The organism is Rickettsia canadensis str. McKiel, from assembly GCF_000014345.1.
GTDB classification, from domain to species: domain Bacteria; phylum Pseudomonadota; class Alphaproteobacteria; order Rickettsiales; family Rickettsiaceae; genus Rickettsia; species Rickettsia canadensis.
Window position 1 is genome coordinate 43,082 of record NC_009879.1, and the last position, 18,244, is coordinate 61,325.

Sequence of the window (18,244 nt, forward strand, 5' to 3'; positions counted from 1 at the left end):
TAATATTTAATTTTCTAATTTATTAAGGTTTATAGCAAACTTTTTACAAAAAGAGAAAAAGAAACAAAAGGAATGATAATTTTTTAAGATAATACTTGAATTTAATAGTTTTAGTTGTTATAAATGGTTTTATTTAAAGTTTGTTTGTTGGAGACCCTTATATATTATGAGCTTTTATGAATCAGTTTTTATTATACGCCAAGACATATCATTAAACGATATAGATAAAATCGTTGATGATTTTGCTAAAATTATTAAAGATAATAATGGTACTATCATAAAAAAAGAATATTGGGGGTTAAGAACCTTAGCTTACAAAATCGGTAGTAACAAGAAAGGACATTATTATTTTTTAGGTCTAGACATTACTCCGAATGTAAAAGAAGAAATAGAAAGAAAAATGAAACTTAACGAAAATATCATTAGATTTCTTACAATTAAAGCAGATGCAATTAGTAGTGAACCTTCACCAATGTTAAAAAATCAGAGTACAGAGAATAATCTGGTAATTGACGTAACGATTAATAATTAAATTTGTAAGAATTAAGGTTAAAGAATGTTAAAAAGTAATAATACTAGTGAAGCAACTACTCGCAAAGTAGGAGATAAAACTGCTAAAAAGGTATTTTTTAGAAGACGTAAAGGATGCCCTCTTTCTGTGCCTAATGCACCTGTTATTGATTATAAAAATCCTGAACTTTTAATAAAGTTTGTCTCTGAAGGTGGTAGAATGCTACCAAGCAGGATCACAAATGTTTGTGCAAAGAAACAAAGAAAGCTAAATAATGCTATTAAAATTGCGAGAATTTTAGCGTTATTACCTTTTGTATTTCAAGCTAAATAAAGGCATAATACATGGAAATTATATTAATAAAACCTGTAAGAAAATTAGGTAAAATTGGTGATATACTCAAAGTAGCAGACGGGTTTGGTCGTAATTATCTTTTACCGCAAAAATTAGCTATTAGAGCTACTGAGCCTAATAAAGAGCTAATAGTTAAACAAAAACACGAATTTGAAGCAAAAGATAAGCAAATAAGAGAAGAAGTAGAAAAAATCAATGCTCTTATTAAAGAGCAAAAATTAGTGTTTATCCGTCAAACATCAGATGATGGTAAACTTTTCGGTTCAATTACTAATAAAGAAATAGCCGATAAATTATCTGAAAATGTATCTTATAATATTTTTCATTCAAATATTATTCTTGATAAAAAAATTAAATCTACCGGAATTTATACGGTTGAAATAAGACTCCATGCAGAGCTTAATGCTATAGTTACAGTTATTGTTGCAAGATCAGAATCAGAAGTACAAGATTATTTACGTGAACAAAAGAATGAAAGTTTAGAAACATTAGCTGAATCAGCATAAAATTTTTCTTTATCATCTAGTTGCATAGTTTTATGGATACAAAATTGTCATAAGCTAAGTGACTGGAAGGAGTCTGGTAGTCCAGCAAAATAATTAAAAAATGCTATAAATTAGCATTTTTATTCTTCCGTTTCATCAATTTACTTTGTAAATTTCTCGTAATGACGAAAAACAAGTCATAACAGAAACGTTTGTACATTACTGCGTTTAACCACGGATAATACTAGATTTTTTTAAACTATGCTACAGCTAAATCTTGATTGCTTCAGACAGGATGAATTTAAGAGTAAGTCTGCAAAAACAGTACAAATAGTATGTGAGCACAGACTTAACTTAAAAAATTTCGTCTGTATCAAGCTTTTTGAATGACACTATATAATCCTGTGAAATGAAGAGTTGGGATACAAAGTTCAACTTGAAAAAGAGCAAGAAGTCTGTAAGATGAAGAGTGGAGTGTATAATTCAGTATCCGAGGATTTGCAAAGACATTGTTACCAATTTTTTAAGTATGGCGAGTATATATGAAAAATTTGAGTATAATATCAATAATCTAATAGGTGATTTTGCTTTATCTAGAATAGCGGTTGCAGTCTCCGGTGGAAGTGATTCGGTAGCACTTCTTTATCTTACTAATGTTTGGGCAAAAAAAAATAATATAGAATTATTTGTTATATCGGTTGATCATAACTTACGGGAACAGTCGAAGCAAGAGACCCATTATATCCAAAATATCAGTAACAGCCTAAATCGCAAGCATTATAATTTATCTTTTGATCATCAAAATAATTTTTCCAATTTACAAGAAAGAGCAAGAGAAGGACGCTATAATTTAATGACAAATTTATGCCTGGAACTTGATATATTAGCACTTCTAACTGCTCACCATGAGGATGATTACGTAGAAAATTTTTGTTTGAGGTTAGAACGTAATAGTGGTATATTTGGTCTTAGTAGCAGCAATATAAATTGGCATAATAATATACAAATAATTAGACCTCTATATAATATTCCAAAAAGTGAATTAGTAGAATATTTAGTCAACCATAATATAAAATGGTTTGAAGATGAATCGAATTTATCAGATAAATATAAGCGGAATCTTGTTAGACAAAAATTAGCTAAAGAAGAAGATTATATTAAAGCCGATATAATCTTGCAACAGCTTAAAATTAATAATCTACTGGATGATAAATTTAAACCGGAGTTGATATCAGCGATAGCTGAAGCAGTCAAGATTTTTGAATATGGTTTTGCTTTTCTTGATTTGGTAAAATTTGATAAGTTTTCAAATGAGGTAAAAGTACAACTAATTAATTTTTTACTGATAATAATTAGTGGACAATCTAGAGTAGCGCGTTTTTATTCAGTATCTCCTATTTTGGAGCTAATTACTCAAGACATAAACTTTAAGAATACACTTCATGGTTGTGTAATTAAGCGTATACAAAACGAGTTACTTATATACAGGGAATTCGGTAAAAAATTACCTAAGAGTCAAATATTACTAGATAAATCCATTATTTGGGATAGTAGATTTCATATTATAAAAAATCAAGAAACTCCAAATTGTTTTGTAACTCATTTATCGTTAGAAGATTATAAAACGATAAAGAAGCAATTAGATTTAGAACCTTTGAAAAATCTATCCTGCAAAAACCACAATGCAATTTTATTTACCTTACCTGTCGTTAAAATACTTGAAAAAGTTATAGCAATACCACATATATCATATTATGATCATGACATGAGGAATTTTGGAGTCTCTTTTGCTCCGAATTTTGTATCTCGTTTTACACATTTTTGCTGATATCAGTATTAATCAGTATTAAGTATTAATATATAATATTTTATAATCTTAATACTGAATTCGCATTTTATACATATTTTGTTAGGTTTTATATCGATGAATAATCAAGGTAGAAGTATTTTAGTTTGGGCAGTACTTTTCGTTTTTGTAATATTACTTTTTAATGTTTTCCAATCTGATGGTTTACTTGGTGGAAGAAATAATATAACTTTCTCGGATTTTTTAACACGAGTTGATGAAAAGACTGTTAATTCGGTCAAAATTCAAGGTAGAGTAATTGAAGGCACTTCAAATGACGGTTCTACTTTTAGCACTTATTCTCCTGATTATCCTGATTTAGTAAATCGTCTTACTAGCAATGATGTTAATATTGAAGTCGTGCCTCTTGAAACAAGAATGAATACCTTTTTAGGTTTCTTAATTTCTTGGTTTCCTATGCTTTTATTGATAGGTGTTTGGGTTTTTTTTATGCGTCAAATGCATGGTGGTGGGAAAGTCCTGGGATTTGGAAAATCTAAAGCTAGATTATTGTTATCAGATAAAGGACCTAAAATTACCTTTAAAGATGTGGCAGGTATCGATGAAGCAAAAGAAGAATTAACTGAAATAGTAGATTTTTTAAGAGATCCAAGTAAGTTCCAAAAACTTGGTGGTAAAATACCGAAAGGCTGCTTGCTTATAGGTCCTCCTGGAACAGGGAAAACACTTCTTGCTAAAGCAATTGCAGGTGAAGCGAATGTCCCGTTTTTTAGCATATCCGGTTCTGATTTTGTTGAAATGTTTGTAGGTGTCGGTGCAAGCCGTGTGCGTGATATGTTTGAGCAAGGTAAACGCAATGCTCCATGTATTATCTTTATCGATGAGATTGATGCCGTAGGTCGCCATAGAGGTATCGGTATGGGTGGCGGTAATGACGAGCGTGAGCAAACCTTAAACCAAATGTTAGTTGAAATGGATGGATTTGAAGCAAATGAGGGAGTTGTGATCATTGCAGCTACGAACCGCCCTGATGTTCTTGATCGTGCCTTACTACGTCCTGGTAGGTTTGATCGTCAAATTGCCGTTGCAAATCCTGATATCAACGGTCGTGAGCAAATTCTAAAAGTACATTTAAAGAAAATTAAATATAATAATACGGTACTAGCACGAATTATTGCTCGTGGTACCCCAGGTTTTTCCGGTGCTGAACTTGCTAATTTAGTTAATGAAGCTGCTCTTATTGCTGCAAGGCTTGGTAAGAAAGAAGTAGATATGCATGACATGGAAGAGGCAAAAGATAAAGTGCTGATGGGAGTTGTACGTCGTTCTATTGCAATGTCGGAGAAAGAAAAAAGGTTGACTGCGTATCATGAGGGAGGACATGCATTAGTCGGACTTTATTGCCCTGCAGCATCACCTATTCATAAAGCTACAATTATACCACGTGGTAATGCTCTTGGGATGGTGCAAAGACTTCCTGAAACTGATGAATATTCTCAGAATCGTGAACAAATGGAATCATCTATAGCAGTTTATATGGCAGGAAGAGTAGCGGAAGAAATTATTTTCGGTAGAAATAAAGTTACCTCAGGAGCTTCATCGGATATAAAAGGTGCGACCAATATTGCAAGAGCGATGGTTACAAAAGCAGGTTTAAGTGATTTAATAGGACCAATATTTCATGGTTCAAGCAGTGATGATATGTATGGCAGACAATCTAATAATGAAACGTCGGAAGCTACTGCAGAGTTAATTGATACCGAAGTTAAAAGAATTATTATGCAAGGATATGAATTTGCAAAAGATATTTTAACAAAGCATATAGATCAGCTCCATACGCTAGCTAATGCTTTAATTGAATATGAGACATTATCCGGTCAGCAAATTAAAAATTTACTTAGCGGTAGAGCTTTAGATTCAGAAGAGGAAAATAAGTTTCCTTTTAATGATTCATCTACTATAAAAATAGATAAAGAAAAATCACCTGAAAAAGCAAAAACAACGAAAGCTAAAAAAGAGAGTACTTAAATGGCAGAGTTAAGATTGCCGCCAAATTCAGTAGTAGAAAAGGGTAGAGAGCATAAAGAAAACGAGGAAATGCTAAGACCTCGTAAAATAAAGATTTATAGATATAATCCTGACCTTGATGAGAATCCTACTATCGATAGTTTTGAGATAGATTTAAGTAAAACCGGACCAATGGTTTTAGATGCTTTAATTAAAATCAAAAATGAAATCGATTCGACTCTAACATTTAGACGTTCTTGTCGAGAAGGAATTTGCGGTAGTTGTGCAATGAATATTGATGGCACAAATACTTTAGCATGCATAAAACCAATAGAAGATATATCAGGCGATATTAAAATCTACCCACTTCCTCATATGAAAGTAGTGAAAGACTTAGTACCCGATATGTCACATTTTTACGCACAATATGAATCGATAGAACCTTGGCTTAAAACCGATAGCCCTGCTCCTTCAAACTCTGAAAGGTTACAGTCAATTAAGGACCGAGAAAATCTGGATGGTTTATATGAGTGCATATTATGTGCTTGTTGTTCTACTTCCTGTCCTAGCTATTGGTGGAACGGTGATAAATATTTAGGCCCTGCAATTTTATTGCAGGCTTATCGATGGATTGTCGATTCACGTGATGATCATACCGGCGAACGTCTTGAAGCTTTAGAAGACCCGTTCAAGCTTTATCGTTGTCATACAATTATGAACTGTACTAAAACCTGTCCTAAAAGCTTAAACCCTGCTAAAGCTATCGGTGAAATAAAAAGTTTAATTACAGAACGTCGTGGGATGTGACTCTTAATTAATTATTTCTAAAAATAATAAAATAATGAAAAAAAGAAATTATTATCTGTTGGACTATTTTTTAGTTCTATATCTTGCATTTTGCTTGATTGTAATAGTGTGCACTAACACAGGGTAACATGTATTATTGTGCTGCTGAAGAATATCAGAAAATAGTTTATAAGACACTAAATCAAATATGCCAAGAAATATTAAAACATATTTCAGACAAATAAGAACAAGTTAATTTGCTTAAAAAATCCCAAAACTTATCGATTAAGTACCGAAAAGCTGAGTGTGAATTTCAGAGTTCTGGAGTTTATGGCGGTTCTGTATCTCTAATGATAATGCTTACGTTTTACAGAAAAAACTGAAGAGCATATCAAGGAATTTGAAGTCATGCTGAAATGTAAAGAAGGTGTAAGTTGTATATTTAATTGAGGATTATTGAAATTTATAACATCTTAATAAAATTATCCCATTTGTTTTGTGATATTAGTCTTTCTACTTTGTGTGTGTTCAGATATAAACTCTATTTCTAGCTGGAATACATTCTGTTGAGGAAAGAATTTAGCCAATACTAAAATAGGAAAGGTTAGGTAAATTTTTACGTAAGCAAAATCTTAAATGCTAATAGTTTAGGAGAATTATATGTTCAAGTTTATTATAAATTTGAGAATAGTAAAGATATAGTAGTGATGTATACCATTGGAAAAAAAGTATTAAATTCTGTTAATTTATTGCTACTACTTCTAATTTAGTTAAAGAACCTACGCCTAAAAAACTACAGGTATATATGTCAAAAGATAATAAATTAACTGAAGCAGAGATGAGATTTGCAGAGTAGTGTGATAGAAAATCTGATAAAAATGCAATTACTAGTGCTGTAGTTGAAAATTTTAATGCACAAGACTGGGAAAAATTTTATTAGTCTTCAGGAGAAAACACTGCTAACACTCCTACTAAATATAGATAAGAACTAAATTATGAGACTTTCTAAAGATTAATATTAATTCATTATTTGTAGGACTTTAAATAATACACCCATTTGTTTTGGCGATATTAGTCTTTCTACCTGCTTTTCTATTATTTGTGCTTGCTCATTATTAAGTTTGTCTTGCAATGTTTTACTACGTAATAAGATTCCGTTTTCTATTAAAAAATCACGTTGCAATATTGTATTTATTACATTTATTTTGCTATTTTTAGCTACTGTTTTTAATGTATAAAAATCTACATGTGCCGATAAATCGGCCTTTCCACAATTCTCAAGGATGGGACAATATTTATGATTTTTCACTGCTTGTAATGTTGGATTATATTGATATCTATTTCTATTACTTAAAGCTATATCATAGCCGTAATCGATTATTAAGCAGCTGCCGCTTAGTTTTTTTAGATGTTGAGCTATAAATTTTATAATTTCTATCGATTTATAAGATTCTTCAAGCACTGCTCCGTCTTTTGCTTCAATATGAGTTTGCAGCAGATATTCTTGTAATTGCTTATTAACGCTTATTTTATCGTATTTAATTCTTCCGTCTACCGGCTGTACTACAAATATTCTTTCATACCATAATTCCTTGACTTTAATATATTGTTTTATCGGCATAGCATCAAAGAATTCATTAGCTACTATTATGGTAGGTTTTTTTGGTATATCTTCTATAAATGATAGGTGTTTAATCGGTAAATTAATATCTTGTAAATTAGACTTTTGATGAGCAATAAAATTTTGATTAATTTCTATTAGTTCAATTGATAAAGCTTTGTAAAATTCCGGTACTAATTTTGCGGTACGTAGTAAATCACGCATTAATAGGCCTCGACCAGGTCCAAGCTCAACTAAACTAAGACTTTTTGGACAACCAATTCTTTGCCACTCTTTGATACACCATAAGCCAATAATTTCGCCAAATAGCTGTGACACTTCAGGAGCAGTAATAAAGTCACCTTCGCTAGCCAAAGATTTTGTTTGTCTATAATATGAAGCAGGATTTGAATACAATATTTCTTGTATGAGGACATCGCAAGTAATATAACCATTTTGATTGATTAATTGTCTTATTTTAGAGTCGATTGACATATTAAAGAACTCCCTAAGATTAACATTGGTATTGATAAAATCTGTCCCATAGTTAAACTATCTAAAATAAACCCAATCTGCATATCAGGTTCTCTAAATATTTCAATAGTTATTCGGAAAAGAGCATAAAATGTTAGAAATAGTCCTAAGTTTAAAGCACGTTTTTCAAGAGTTTTGTGCTTAAATGTTGCATATGCTAAGATACAAAATAATACTAAACCTTCAAAAAAAGCTTCATATAATTGACTAGGGTGACGTGGGCTTAGGTCACTATTTGGGAAAATTATACCAAAAGAAGAATTTGTAATACGTCCATATAGCTCACCGTTAATAAAATTAGCGATTCTACCTAAAAATAATCCGATAGGTACTACCGTTGCTATTATGTCTGTAAGACTTAAAAAATTAACTTTATATTTGCGACAAAACAAATAAGCAGCAATAATTACTCCTAAAGCTCCGCCATGGAAAGACATCCCGCCTTGATAAGTTTTTAAGATATCTATTGGATTTGAAAAATATCTAGAAGGGTTATATAATAAAACAAAACCTAGTCTACCTCCAACTATTATGCCTATAACAGCATAAGTAATGAAATCTTCTAGATTTTTTTTTGTAATTTGAGGCTTAAATTTTTCTATAATTTTGTTTGCATAAAACCAGCCTAGTAAAATTCCTATTACATATGAAAGGGAATACCAAGATATAGCAAATGGACCTATAGAAAAAATAACAGGATTAATATTTGGAAATATCATAGTAAATAAGTTATTGAAATAGATTTTTTGTATAAAACTTGCTTCTAAGGGTAATTTGTAAGTCAATCCGGTAATCGCATTCTCACATATGTCTATACTATATGCTGCAGTGCTGTGTTCCGTGTTCCTTCAAATTTCTCCTTATATTATCTACGTTATACAAAAAATCTATTTTTTGAGTTAGAATTATTGATAAGATAAAATTTTAGTAATAATAAAAAAGATTTAATATTTTATTATTATAATAATAATAGGTAAGATATGCAATATTTAATGGATCTATATTATATCTCAAGTACCGAGTTAGTATTATTATTTGTTATGTTAGTAACTCTTATACCAGTGATATTTCTAATTAAAAGATTAATTTTTATTCCTGTAAAAAATTATTTAACTAGACATCATTATGATGATTATGAAAGGATAATAAAAAAATATCCTATATTTCGTTATTTATTACACACTTTATTAGCATTTTACTTTGTATGTTGGGGAAATATTTTTCATCCTAATTCTTTTAAAGCACATGTGTTCCTTGGAATCAAAGATACTATAGTAATCTTATATACTAGTATATCCATGACTATGTTATTATTAACGCTTATAGATGCTTTTGCAGATCTGTATCACAATAGGATCAAAACCGTAAAAAATGTACCGCTAAGTTTATATTTTCAAATATTAAAAATCATTGTCATGGTCATTGCAGTCATGATAACTATTTCCTACATATTAAATATTTCACTTAGTACATTCCTAACAAGTTTAGGTGCAGCCACAGCTCTTTTAACATTTGTTTTCAAAGATACCGTTTTAGGATTACTTGCAAGCTTGCAACTAACTACTCAAGAAATTATTAATATTGGAGACTGGGTACGTATTGGCAAAATTGAAGGGATAGTTGAAAAAATTACTATTTCTGTAGTAACAATTAGAAATTTTGATCAATCTATTTCTACAGTTCCTACTTACAGCATTTTAAATTCTACCGTAACTAATTATAGAGGAATTAGTGAATCAGGAGCAAGAAGGATAAAGAGAGTATTTAATATTAATATGGCAACTATTCACTTCTGTGATGCTACTATTTTAAAAGAATTAAAAAAATCTCCTTATCTATCAAAGGATATAATAAATAAAATCACTGTTGATAAAGAAGAGAAAGATTTAACTAATATTAAACTATTCAAATTATACGTTCAAGAATATCTAAAAAATAATCCAGCAGTTTATACTGAAGGGTTTACTTTTCTAGTAAGACAGCTTGAACCTACGATTTACGGGTTGCCTATAGAAATATATATCTTCGTTAAAGAAGTGAACTTAGTAGGTTATGAAAATATACAAGATGATATTTCTGAACATTTAATTTCTATACTGTCTGAATTTAAATTAAAAATATTTCAGAATGTAGCAGTGGTATAGTAATCCGAGTAAATGAAAAGTAGTAAAAATAGAAAAATACATTAATATTTGCATCCAAAATGGAAGCTACCTTTCATCTTGGATATTATTATTTTTAACTCATTTTAAAAGTAGTATATACTACTTGATTATTTTCTCTAAATGCTTTAAACTTTAAGCTTTAAAAATATAAAAATTTAAGACCTAGGAATGAATAATAATATAATGAATTTAATAGCTGCTATTGTACTGTCTTTAAGTATAATTTTTGGTTGGCAATATTTTGTTGTAAAACCTGAACACAAAAAACAGCAGCAGCAAATAGCAATGCAGAAAGCAGAAAATTTAAAGAAACAAAAGTTAAAAGCTTTAATCAAACCTGCATCTGATCTTGTTGTACAAGAAGCAAATCAAGTCCAGCGTATTAAAATAGAATCTGAATCGCTCACCGGTTCTATTTCATTAAAAGGACTTAGATTCGACGATTTAATATTGAAGAAATATAAACAAGATTTATCTAAAAATAGTACTGAAGTAAGGTTATTTTCACCAGCTAATACAGAGAATGCTTATTTTGCCGAAATTGGCTTAGTTAGTAATTTATCTAGTGTAAAACTCCCTAACAATGATACTATATGGAATAGCGACGGTGAAATATTAAGTCCTGAAAAACCTGTTAATTTATTTTGGGTTAATGAAGACGGAGTTAAATTTTTAGTTACTATTACTCTCGATGAAAACTATTTATTTACTGTAGAACAAACCATTGTTAATAATAGTGATAAAGAACTTCCTGTGCAATCTTACGGTTTAATAAACCGTAAATATATTGCTGTAGAGAAAGCGGTGAATATATTACATCAAGGGCCTATAGGTTGTATAAACGAAAATCTTAAAGAATATTCGTATGATGATATTAAAGATAAGAAAAGCGAAAAGTTTGTAGCAAGTAAAGTTGATTGGATAGGAATGACCGATAAATATTGGTTATCTTCATTAATTCCAGATAAATCAAGTAATTATAGCTCAAATTTTAATTATGCTCTTACACAAGGTGTTGAAAGATATCAGGTAGATTTTATTTCACCGGTACAAATAATAAAGTCTGGCGAAAATTTTTCTATTACAAGTAGAATTTTTGCCGGAGCAAAAAAAGTAGACTTACTAGATAAATATGAAAAACAATATGGTATTAAGTTATTCGATAGAGCTATTGATTTCGGTTGGTTTTATATAATTACTAAACCGGTCTTCTACGCCATGAATTTTTTCTATGGTTATGTTGGTAATTTCGGGATTAGTATATTAATCGTTACAGTTATAATTAAGTTGCTAATGTTTACTTTAGCGAATAAATCCTATTGTTCAATGAAAAAAATGAAAAATTTACAGCCGGAAATAGATAGGATAAAAAATTTATACGGCGATGATAAAGCACGTTTAAATCAAGAAATTATGGCTTTATATAAAAAAGAAAAAGTAAATCCGGTAGCAGGTTGTTTGCCCATACTTGTTCAAATACCCGTATTTTTCTCTATATATAAAGTATTGTACGTAACTATCGAAATGCGGCAAGCACCTTTTTACGGTTGGATTAAAGACTTATCTGCACCTGACCCTACTACTATTTTTAATTTATTCGGATTCTTACCATTTTCGCCGCCGTCATTTTTAATGATTGGAGCATGGCCTATTTTAATGGCTATTACTATGTTCTTACAGCAAAGAATGAGTCCTGAACCTGCCGATCCCGTGCAGGCACAAGTAATGAAATTTATGCCGTTAATTTTTTTAGTAATGTTTAGTAGTTTTCCTGTAGGGCTTTTAATATATTGGTCTTGGAATAATATTCTATCTATAATCCAACAATATTATATTAATAAATTTAATTAATGAGAATAGATAAAAATTTACCTAATTATCTAACTGTTGCTCGAGTAATGGTAATTCCAATAATTATACTAGCGTTTTATATCAATAATTCACTTGCACGTACATTTGGGGCATTATTATTTGTTTTAGCTAGTATTACAGATTTTTTTGACGGTTATATTGCAAGGAAATATAATTTAGTTACAAGTTTTGGTAAAATGTTTGATCCTATAGCAGATAAGCTACTCGTAGGTTGCGTTATTATAATGCTACTAAAAAAAGATAATGTAGATGAGATACCTTGCTTATTAATTTTAGCACGAGAATTTTTAGTTAGTGGTCTTCGGGAGTTTTTAGCTCTAGTAAAGGTTAGTGTGCCTGTATCAAGACTAGCTAAGGTAAAAACGTTTTTACAAATGTTTGCTTTATCGATATTGATACTAGGTTCAAAAGGTTCAGGAATTATTTATTTAGATATAGTAGGAGAAATAATTTTATGGATTGCTGCTTTTTTAACCATCATCACAGGTTATTCTTATTTTAAAGCATGTAAGAAATATTTTTAAAAACGCTAATAGCAAATTACTATAGGTAATTTGCTATTGATTGCAAGGTGGACAAATCAAGCTTGGGACAGCCCTATGCTTGGATTTGAGAATAAAATGTTTATATTATTAAGTAGGATTTATATGGTTTATTTTTATAAATCTACGCTGCTAACAATGATATAATTGCTGATAAGAAAGTTGTAAAGATAGAAGTAATTAATGAACATTTAAAAATATTAGACTAATAGATGCAACAGAAAAATTAATGAAGCAATTAGGATTAGAAGATACTTTTTATAAAGTATCACTGCCAGATGCGTCACGCTTGTCCTTGTTAATGAGAAATATACTCATTGTAGAAAAATAATAGAAGATACTATAGAGATTTTGTAACATTAAACTAATTGTTTTTCTTGATCATAGAGAATGCAGAGCTTATAAAATATAGGTCGGGAAGAGTAAATATCAAGAAAAAAGAAACGGCAGCATATGCAGAAATTTTAAATAAGGCACGTAATAACATAATTAAAGAAAAATTCACCAAATTAAAAATGTATACTCTTTAATGTGGTTTGACGATGTAGTAGAACAAACTTAGGAAGATGTCATTCCTGCGAAAGCAGGAATTTAGACTTTTTTGTTGTCATCCTATAGCTTGACCACCAATTCTTGTATAACAGATTATATCCTAAGATCTAGCTCACAAGTTGCAGTATGATAATAAAAGGTTACTAGATTCCTGCTTTCGCAGGAATGACATAGAGCAGATTTAGCCTCTACCCATACCATATACCTATAAGTTCGCAAAATAATAGATTTTATTTTGTATCTTTATCCTGTTTATCGTTAGAATTAACAGCATTATTTTTGCGGTCGTTGTTTTCTACTGTTAGTTTAGAGAGAGATAGTTTTTGTTTATATTTTTGTTGCTCTGCTAAAAAATTTTGAGCCTCTTTGGAAAGGCTATTATATAATTTACGTTTTTCTTTGTTAATATTAACTATTTTTACTCTATATTTTTGTATTTCCTCACGTACTTCTGGTTTTATAGTCCCGGCATAAGCAGAAAAAGCATCTATAATTTTTTGTGTTGTGACATCATTAGTTTTTGCTGCATCTTTTTTGGAGCCGTTAGAAGTTACACTGTTAGCAAAGCTGATTGTACTAAGTAAAAAAGCTATTCCAAATATGATATTTTTAATTATTTTTCGTGTCATATTAAACCTTAATTTACGCGAATAGTGAATTATTACTATTTGATTAGAAATATTAAATATAAAAGGTGAAAAACGGTTTCCACTTTTTTATATAAATTAATTATATATGTTATTTTTTACTAAAAATAATAACATTTTGTTCTGAAATCGGGTTGAAAAACTGCTTCAAACCTTAATTTCTAGAACTTTTTAATAAGTAGTAAATGAGTGTAGTAATTTGCTACTTATTGGCGATAATTTTATCCTTAGTAAGTAGAACATGTTTAAGTCTAATAGTCAATGAAAAGATATATAATAAAAGGGTATTACCTAAAAAAATTGTTTGGGACAGCTTAATGCTTTAATGTCATTTACACGAAAGCGGGAATCTAGTAATTTAAATAAATAAGATTTTTTCGGAGATACATAATCTAAAAATACTTTTCTATTTAGATGATCAATTCTATGCTCGATAATTCTTGTTAAAAATCCTTCTACAATACCTTCAATTTGATTTTCATTTATATCATATGCCTGATAATTAATTTTCTTATATCATGCTAACCCTGTAGCATTTTCAACAGAAAAGCATCATTTGTAATCTTCATGTTTGTTAATACCTATCGGTTTATATGATGGGTTGAGCCATATAGTTTTAGGCATTGTATCGGTAAGGTAAGGACAGCATTTTTTAACTCTTCATTTTCATGTAATACAAATATTATTACACATTATTAATATGCTTATTTATGGTGCAGCAAGCTCTGCACAATTTTCTTCTTGATCATATTTCTTTTCTAAAATAGATATATCATATAATCTCCTGGAGATAACTGAATGTTTTAAGTTTTTGCCTTTATTCTGATAGTTTTATCCTCTGACCTATTTAAGGTTACATATTCCGGTAATAAATCTTCACTTTTCATATATGAATTTTTATAATTGTATTACTTTTACAACCTGTTATAATAATTATTATATTTCTTTAACTTACCTTAACATCAATAATTTTATTTAATTTCCTTTGAGTAAAAATCAATAGGTTTGACTTTTTAACATATTCTAGTATAATATCTACCTTCAAAATAAATAGAAAAATTTGATTTATGAGTACGACGAAAAGCGATAATTATCTCTCGGAACTAAGAAAAATAATTTGGCCTATAGAAAGATATGAAAATAAGAAGTTTCTTCCTATGGCGTTTATGATGTTCTGTATTTTATTAAACTATTCAACCCTTCGCTCAATTAAAGACGGGTTTGTAGTAACGGATATAGGTGCAGAAGCAATAAGTTTCTTAAAAACATATATAGTACTACCTTCTGCCGTAATTGCCATGGTAATTTATGTTAAACTTTGCGATATTTTAAAGCAAGAAAACGTGTTTTATGTCATTACTTCATTTTTTTTAGGGTATTTTGTACTATTTGCATTTGTTCTTTACCCTTATCCTGATTTAGTACATCCTGATCCTGAAACGATTGAACATTTGAGTTTAGCTTATCCTAATTTCAAATGGTTTATAAGAATAGTTGGGAAATGGAGTTTTGCATCTTTTTATACTATGGCAGAACTTTGGGGAACAATGATACTTAGTTTATTATTTTGGCAATTTGCTAACCAAATTACTAAAACTGACGAAGCTAAGCGTTTTTACTCAATGTTCGGTTTACTTGCTAATTTAGCCTTGCCTGTAGCATCTGTTATTATTGGATATTTCTTGCATGAAGAAACACAAATAGTTGCAGAACATCTAAAATTTGTTCCGTTATTTATTATTATGATAACAAGCAGCTTTTCAATAATATTAACATATAGATGGATGAATAAAAATGTTTTGACTGATCCGCTTCTTTATGATCCTGCACTTGTAAAAGAAAAAAAATCTAAAGCAAAAATGTCGCTCCTAGATAGCTTTAAGATGATTTTTATGTCTAAATATGTGGGCTATATTGCTCTACTCCTTATTGCTTACGGCGTTTCTGTAAATTTAGTTGAAGGGGTGTGGAAGTCAAAAGTAAAAGAATTATATCCAACAAAAGAAGCTTATACTATGTATATGGGCAGGTTCCAATTTTATCAAGGTTGGGTTGCTATTGCTTTTATGATTGTAGGAAGTAATATTCTAAGAAAAGTATCATGGTTGATTGCTGCAATGATTACTCCTTTAATGATGTTACTTACCGGTGCTGCATTTTTTGCATTTATCTTTTTTGATAGCGTTATTGCTATGTATTTAACAGGAATTCTTGCTTCAGGTCCTTTAGCACTTTCGGTTATGATCGGTATGATTCAGAATGTTTTAAGTAAAGGTGTAAAATATTCTTTATTTGATGCAACTAAAAATATGGCATATATTCCGCTTGATAAAGATTTACGTGTAAAAGGACAAGCTGCCGTTGAAGTTATCGGTGGAAGATTCGGTAAATCAGGCGGTGCTATTATTCAATCTACATTCTTTATTTTATTTCCTGCATTTGGCTTTGTAGAGGCGACTCCTTATTTCGCTTCTATATTCTTTGTAATAGTAATATTATGGATATATGCCGTTAGAAGTTTAAATAAAGAGTATCAAGTTTTGGTGAATAAAACCGACAATAGAATTTGTTAAAATTTAATTTTATAAAAAAGCAAGTTTCTTAGAAGATTGCTTTTTTATAGTCCGATGGTTTATAATATGACAAATACAAAATCCAAAATTAAAATTCCAAGATCGCCATATGTAAAAAAATATAATAGTTGGCGAGTAAGGATTTTGTATTCTATTATTATAGGTTATGCGACTTTTTATTTTTGTCGTCAGAATTTTAATATAGCAACTCCTGCTATAAGAGCATATTTTGGTGTTACTAAAACACAAATTGGTTGGATATTAACAGCTTCTTCTATAATGTACGGAGTTAGTAAAGTGTGTAACGGTTTTATTAGTGATAAAGTTAATGCACGTATATTTATGGTATTAGGTCTTTTACTTGTTGGGATCATTACTATTCTAATAGGCTTGTCAGATTTTTTATGGCTTATAGGCATTTTATGGATAGCCAGTAATTGGTTTCAATCTATGGGCTGGCCTCCTGCAACAAAAATGCTTACTCACTGGTTTGCTCCAAAAGAGCTTGGAACTAAATGGGCTATGGGTGCAACTTCTAACCAAATAGGTGGGGCTTTAGCTATGGTAAGCTGTGGTTATTTAATTGATAAATTCGACTGGAGAGCTGCTTTTTTTGTTCCCGGTGTTGTTGCTTGTATAGTATCGCTTTTCTTATATAATAGGCTTCGTTCTTCTCCAAAAGAAGTAGGCTTATCTACCGTGGAAGAATATAAAGAATATCCACCTGAATCTATAGGTGATTATGAAAAGCTATTAACTACGCAATTACTTAAAATGGTTTTTTGTAACAAGCTAATATGGTATGTTTGTCTAGCTAACATGTTTGTTTATATAATACGTTCCGGTGTAATTTATTGGGCGCCGACATTTTTAAGAGATTTACGTAATATAAGTCTTGCAAATGCAGGTTTACAAATCGGTTTATATGAAATGATAGGCATCCCAGGGGCATTAATAGCAGGTGTTTTATCAGATAAACTATTCCAAGGACGTCGAGGTCCTGTTGCTGCCATATGTATGATATCGCTTAGCTTATTGCTAGTCTTATTTTGGAAAATACCTGTTCAAAGTGAATTATTAAGCATAGTAATTCTTTCTCTAATAGGCTTTTTTGTTTCAGGACCACAGCTCCTTGTAGGTATTGCTGCTGCAGATTTTAGTTCGCGTCAAGCTGTTGGTACTGCTAATGGATTATCAGGATTATTTGGTTATTTAGGAGCAGCGATTGCAGGTGTTGGTGTAGGATGGATTAGTGATAATTACGGTTGGAATGGGGTATTTACCTTTTTTAGTGTTTCTGCTCTTTTAGGAGGCGGTTTATTCACTTTAACATGGAATCGTTCAGCTAAAAAATAAATTTAATAATTATATAAATAGGTTGCAAAATGACAATACAATATACTTTTTCAATGATTAAGCCTGATGCGATTAAAAGGAATAAAATAGGGCAAATTAATACTTATTTAGAAAATGCAGGCTTAAAGATAGTAGCTCAAAAAATGAAGTATTTAACTAAATATGAAGCAGAATGTTTTTATGATGAACATAGAGCAAGACCATTTTTTAATAGCTTAGTTGAATATATTACTTCAGGAGCAGTAGTGCTGCAAGTTCTTAAGGGGACAGATGCTATAACTTTAAATCGTAAAATTATGGGAGCAACTAATCCTGATGAAGCTGAAGCCGGAACTATTAGAAAAGATTTTGGTGAATCAATTGAAGCTAATAGTATTCACGGTTCTGATAGCCAAAATAGTGCAAAAAGAGAAATCGAATTTTTCTTTAATAAATCTGAAATTATAGAATAAT

At 30.2% G+C, this 18,244-nt stretch carries 15 protein-coding genes and 2 pseudogenes; 13 read left to right on the forward strand and 4 right to left on the reverse strand.

The annotated features are described in order from the left end of the window. Nucleotides 1-166 precede the first annotated feature (166 nt). From rpsF to A1E_RS00200, 6 genes are all read left to right on the forward strand, one after another. Nucleotides 167-532, forward strand: a complete 366-nt coding sequence (gene rpsF, locus A1E_RS00175) for a 30S ribosomal protein S6 (RefSeq protein WP_012148191.1) — start codon at nt 167-169, stop codon at nt 530-532. Nucleotides 533-556: 24 nt separating this feature from the next. Next, complete coding sequence (gene rpsR, locus A1E_RS00180; RefSeq protein WP_012148192.1) at nt 557-844, forward strand: 30S ribosomal protein S18; 288 nt, start codon at nt 557-559, stop codon at nt 842-844. An 11-nt stretch (nt 845-855) separates the two neighbouring features. Further along, nucleotides 856-1,371 (forward strand): 50S ribosomal protein L9, encoded by a 516-nt coding sequence (gene rplI, locus A1E_RS00185; protein ID WP_012148193.1) that lies wholly within the window; start codon nt 856-858, stop codon nt 1,369-1,371. Nucleotides 1,372-1,879: 508 nt separating this feature from the next. Beyond that, entirely contained in the window at nt 1,880-3,178 is a 1,299-nt protein-coding gene (tilS, locus tag A1E_RS00190) for a tRNA lysidine(34) synthetase TilS (RefSeq protein ID WP_012148194.1), read from the forward strand. A gap of 96 nt (nt 3,179-3,274) precedes the next feature. Further along, complete coding sequence (gene ftsH, locus A1E_RS00195) at nt 3,275-5,185, forward strand: ATP-dependent zinc metalloprotease FtsH (RefSeq protein ID WP_012148195.1); 1,911 nt, start codon at nt 3,275-3,277, stop codon at nt 5,183-5,185. After that, entirely contained in the window at nt 5,186-5,971 is a 786-nt protein-coding gene (locus A1E_RS00200; protein WP_012148196.1) for a succinate dehydrogenase iron-sulfur subunit, read from the forward strand. It abuts the gene before it with no gap. A gap of 997 nt (nt 5,972-6,968) precedes the next feature. Here the strand turns inward: A1E_RS00200 and A1E_RS00205 are convergent. Both A1E_RS00205 and lgt read right to left on the reverse strand, forming a co-directional pair. After that, the gene (locus A1E_RS00205; RefSeq protein ID WP_012148197.1) at nt 6,969-8,045 is read right to left on the reverse strand and encodes a class I SAM-dependent methyltransferase; all 1,077 of its coding nucleotides are present in this window, start codon (nt 8,043-8,045) and stop codon (nt 6,969-6,971) included. Next, a complete protein-coding gene (lgt, locus tag A1E_RS00210; RefSeq protein ID WP_012148198.1) occupies nt 8,024-8,803 on the reverse strand; it encodes a prolipoprotein diacylglyceryl transferase in 780 nt (259 codons plus the stop codon). The genes A1E_RS00205 and lgt overlap by 22 nt, the downstream gene beginning before the upstream one ends. Before the next feature lie 261 nt (nt 8,804-9,064). Between lgt and A1E_RS00215 the strand changes: the two genes are divergently transcribed. The 4 genes and pseudogenes from A1E_RS00215 (at nt 9,065) to A1E_RS00230 (ending at nt 13,225) form a co-directional block, all read left to right on the forward strand. Beyond that, nucleotides 9,065-10,228, forward strand: a complete 1,164-nt coding sequence (locus A1E_RS00215; protein ID WP_041405214.1) for a mechanosensitive ion channel family protein — start codon at nt 9,065-9,067, stop codon at nt 10,226-10,228. Nucleotides 10,229-10,417: 189 nt separating this feature from the next. Further along, nucleotides 10,418-12,100, forward strand: coding sequence for a membrane protein insertase YidC (gene yidC, locus A1E_RS00220; RefSeq protein WP_012148200.1), 1,683 nt, complete (start codon nt 10,418-10,420; stop codon nt 12,098-12,100). Further along, nucleotides 12,100-12,645, forward strand: coding sequence for a CDP-diacylglycerol--glycerol-3-phosphate 3-phosphatidyltransferase (gene pgsA, locus A1E_RS00225; protein ID WP_012148201.1), 546 nt, complete (start codon nt 12,100-12,102; stop codon nt 12,643-12,645). The genes yidC and pgsA overlap by 1 nt, the downstream gene beginning before the upstream one ends. 140 nt (nt 12,646-12,785) lie before the next feature. After that, nucleotides 12,786-13,225: pseudogene (locus A1E_RS00230) on the forward strand (carbonic anhydrase). A 220-nt stretch (nt 13,226-13,445) separates the two neighbouring features. On the opposite strand, the gene A1E_RS00235 reads toward A1E_RS00230, so the two are convergent. Together A1E_RS00235 and A1E_RS06405 are read right to left on the reverse strand one after the other, a co-directional pair. Then, entirely contained in the window at nt 13,446-13,832 is a 387-nt protein-coding gene (locus A1E_RS00235; protein ID WP_041405261.1) for a hypothetical protein, read from the reverse strand. A 402-nt stretch (nt 13,833-14,234) separates the two neighbouring features. Continuing rightward, nucleotides 14,235-14,802: pseudogene (locus A1E_RS06405) on the reverse strand (peptide deformylase); the annotation flags it as partial. A gap of 127 nt (nt 14,803-14,929) precedes the next feature. Between A1E_RS06405 and tlc1 the strand changes: the two are divergent. From tlc1 to ndk, 3 genes are all read left to right on the forward strand, one after another. Further along, nucleotides 14,930-16,435: an ATP/ADP exchange transporter Tlc1 gene (gene tlc1, locus A1E_RS00240; RefSeq protein WP_012148204.1), complete on the forward strand. Its 1,506-nt coding sequence runs from the start codon at nt 14,930-14,932 to the stop codon at nt 16,433-16,435. A 66-nt stretch (nt 16,436-16,501) separates the two neighbouring features. Further along, entirely contained in the window at nt 16,502-17,791 is a 1,290-nt protein-coding gene (locus A1E_RS00245) for an MFS transporter (RefSeq protein WP_012148205.1), read from the forward strand. Nucleotides 17,792-17,820: 29 nt separating this feature from the next. Beyond that, the gene (ndk, locus tag A1E_RS00250) at nt 17,821-18,243 is read left to right on the forward strand and encodes a nucleoside-diphosphate kinase (RefSeq protein ID WP_012148206.1); all 423 of its coding nucleotides are present in this window, start codon (nt 17,821-17,823) and stop codon (nt 18,241-18,243) included. The last annotated feature ends 1 nt before the right edge of the window (nt 18,244 follow it).

What these genes read in the sequence shown, in the direction of transcription:
- rplI (WP_012148193.1), top strand. Translation starts at nt 856, where the DNA reads ATGGAAATTATATTAATAAAACCTGTAAGAAAATTAGGTAAAATTGGT.
- tilS (WP_012148194.1), top strand. Translation starts at nt 1,880, where the DNA reads ATGGCGAGTATATATGAAAAATTTGAGTATAATATCAATAATCTAATA.
- ftsH (WP_012148195.1), top strand. Translation starts at nt 3,275, where the DNA reads ATGAATAATCAAGGTAGAAGTATTTTAGTTTGGGCAGTACTTTTCGTT.
- yidC (WP_012148200.1), top strand. Translation starts at nt 10,418, where the DNA reads ATGAATAATAATATAATGAATTTAATAGCTGCTATTGTACTGTCTTTA.
- A1E_RS00200 (WP_012148196.1), top strand. Translation starts at nt 5,186, where the DNA reads ATGGCAGAGTTAAGATTGCCGCCAAATTCAGTAGTAGAAAAGGGTAGA.
- A1E_RS00215 (WP_041405214.1), top strand. Translation starts at nt 9,065, where the DNA reads ATGCAATATTTAATGGATCTATATTATATCTCAAGTACCGAGTTAGTA.
- tlc1 (WP_012148204.1), top strand. Translation starts at nt 14,930, where the DNA reads ATGAGTACGACGAAAAGCGATAATTATCTCTCGGAACTAAGAAAAATA.
- A1E_RS00245 (WP_012148205.1), top strand. Translation starts at nt 16,502, where the DNA reads ATGACAAATACAAAATCCAAAATTAAAATTCCAAGATCGCCATATGTA.
- rpsF (WP_012148191.1), top strand. Translation starts at nt 167, where the DNA reads ATGAGCTTTTATGAATCAGTTTTTATTATACGCCAAGACATATCATTA.
- pgsA (WP_012148201.1), top strand. Translation starts at nt 12,100, where the DNA reads ATGAGAATAGATAAAAATTTACCTAATTATCTAACTGTTGCTCGAGTA.
- A1E_RS00205 (WP_012148197.1), bottom strand. Translation starts at nt 8,045, where the DNA reads ATGTCAATCGACTCTAAAATAAGACAATTAATCAATCAAAATGGTTAT.
- rpsR (WP_012148192.1), top strand. Translation starts at nt 557, where the DNA reads ATGTTAAAAAGTAATAATACTAGTGAAGCAACTACTCGCAAAGTAGGA.
- ndk (WP_012148206.1), top strand. Translation starts at nt 17,821, where the DNA reads ATGACAATACAATATACTTTTTCAATGATTAAGCCTGATGCGATTAAA.
- lgt (WP_012148198.1), bottom strand. Translation starts at nt 8,803, where the DNA reads ATGATATTTCCAAATATTAATCCTGTTATTTTTTCTATAGGTCCATTT.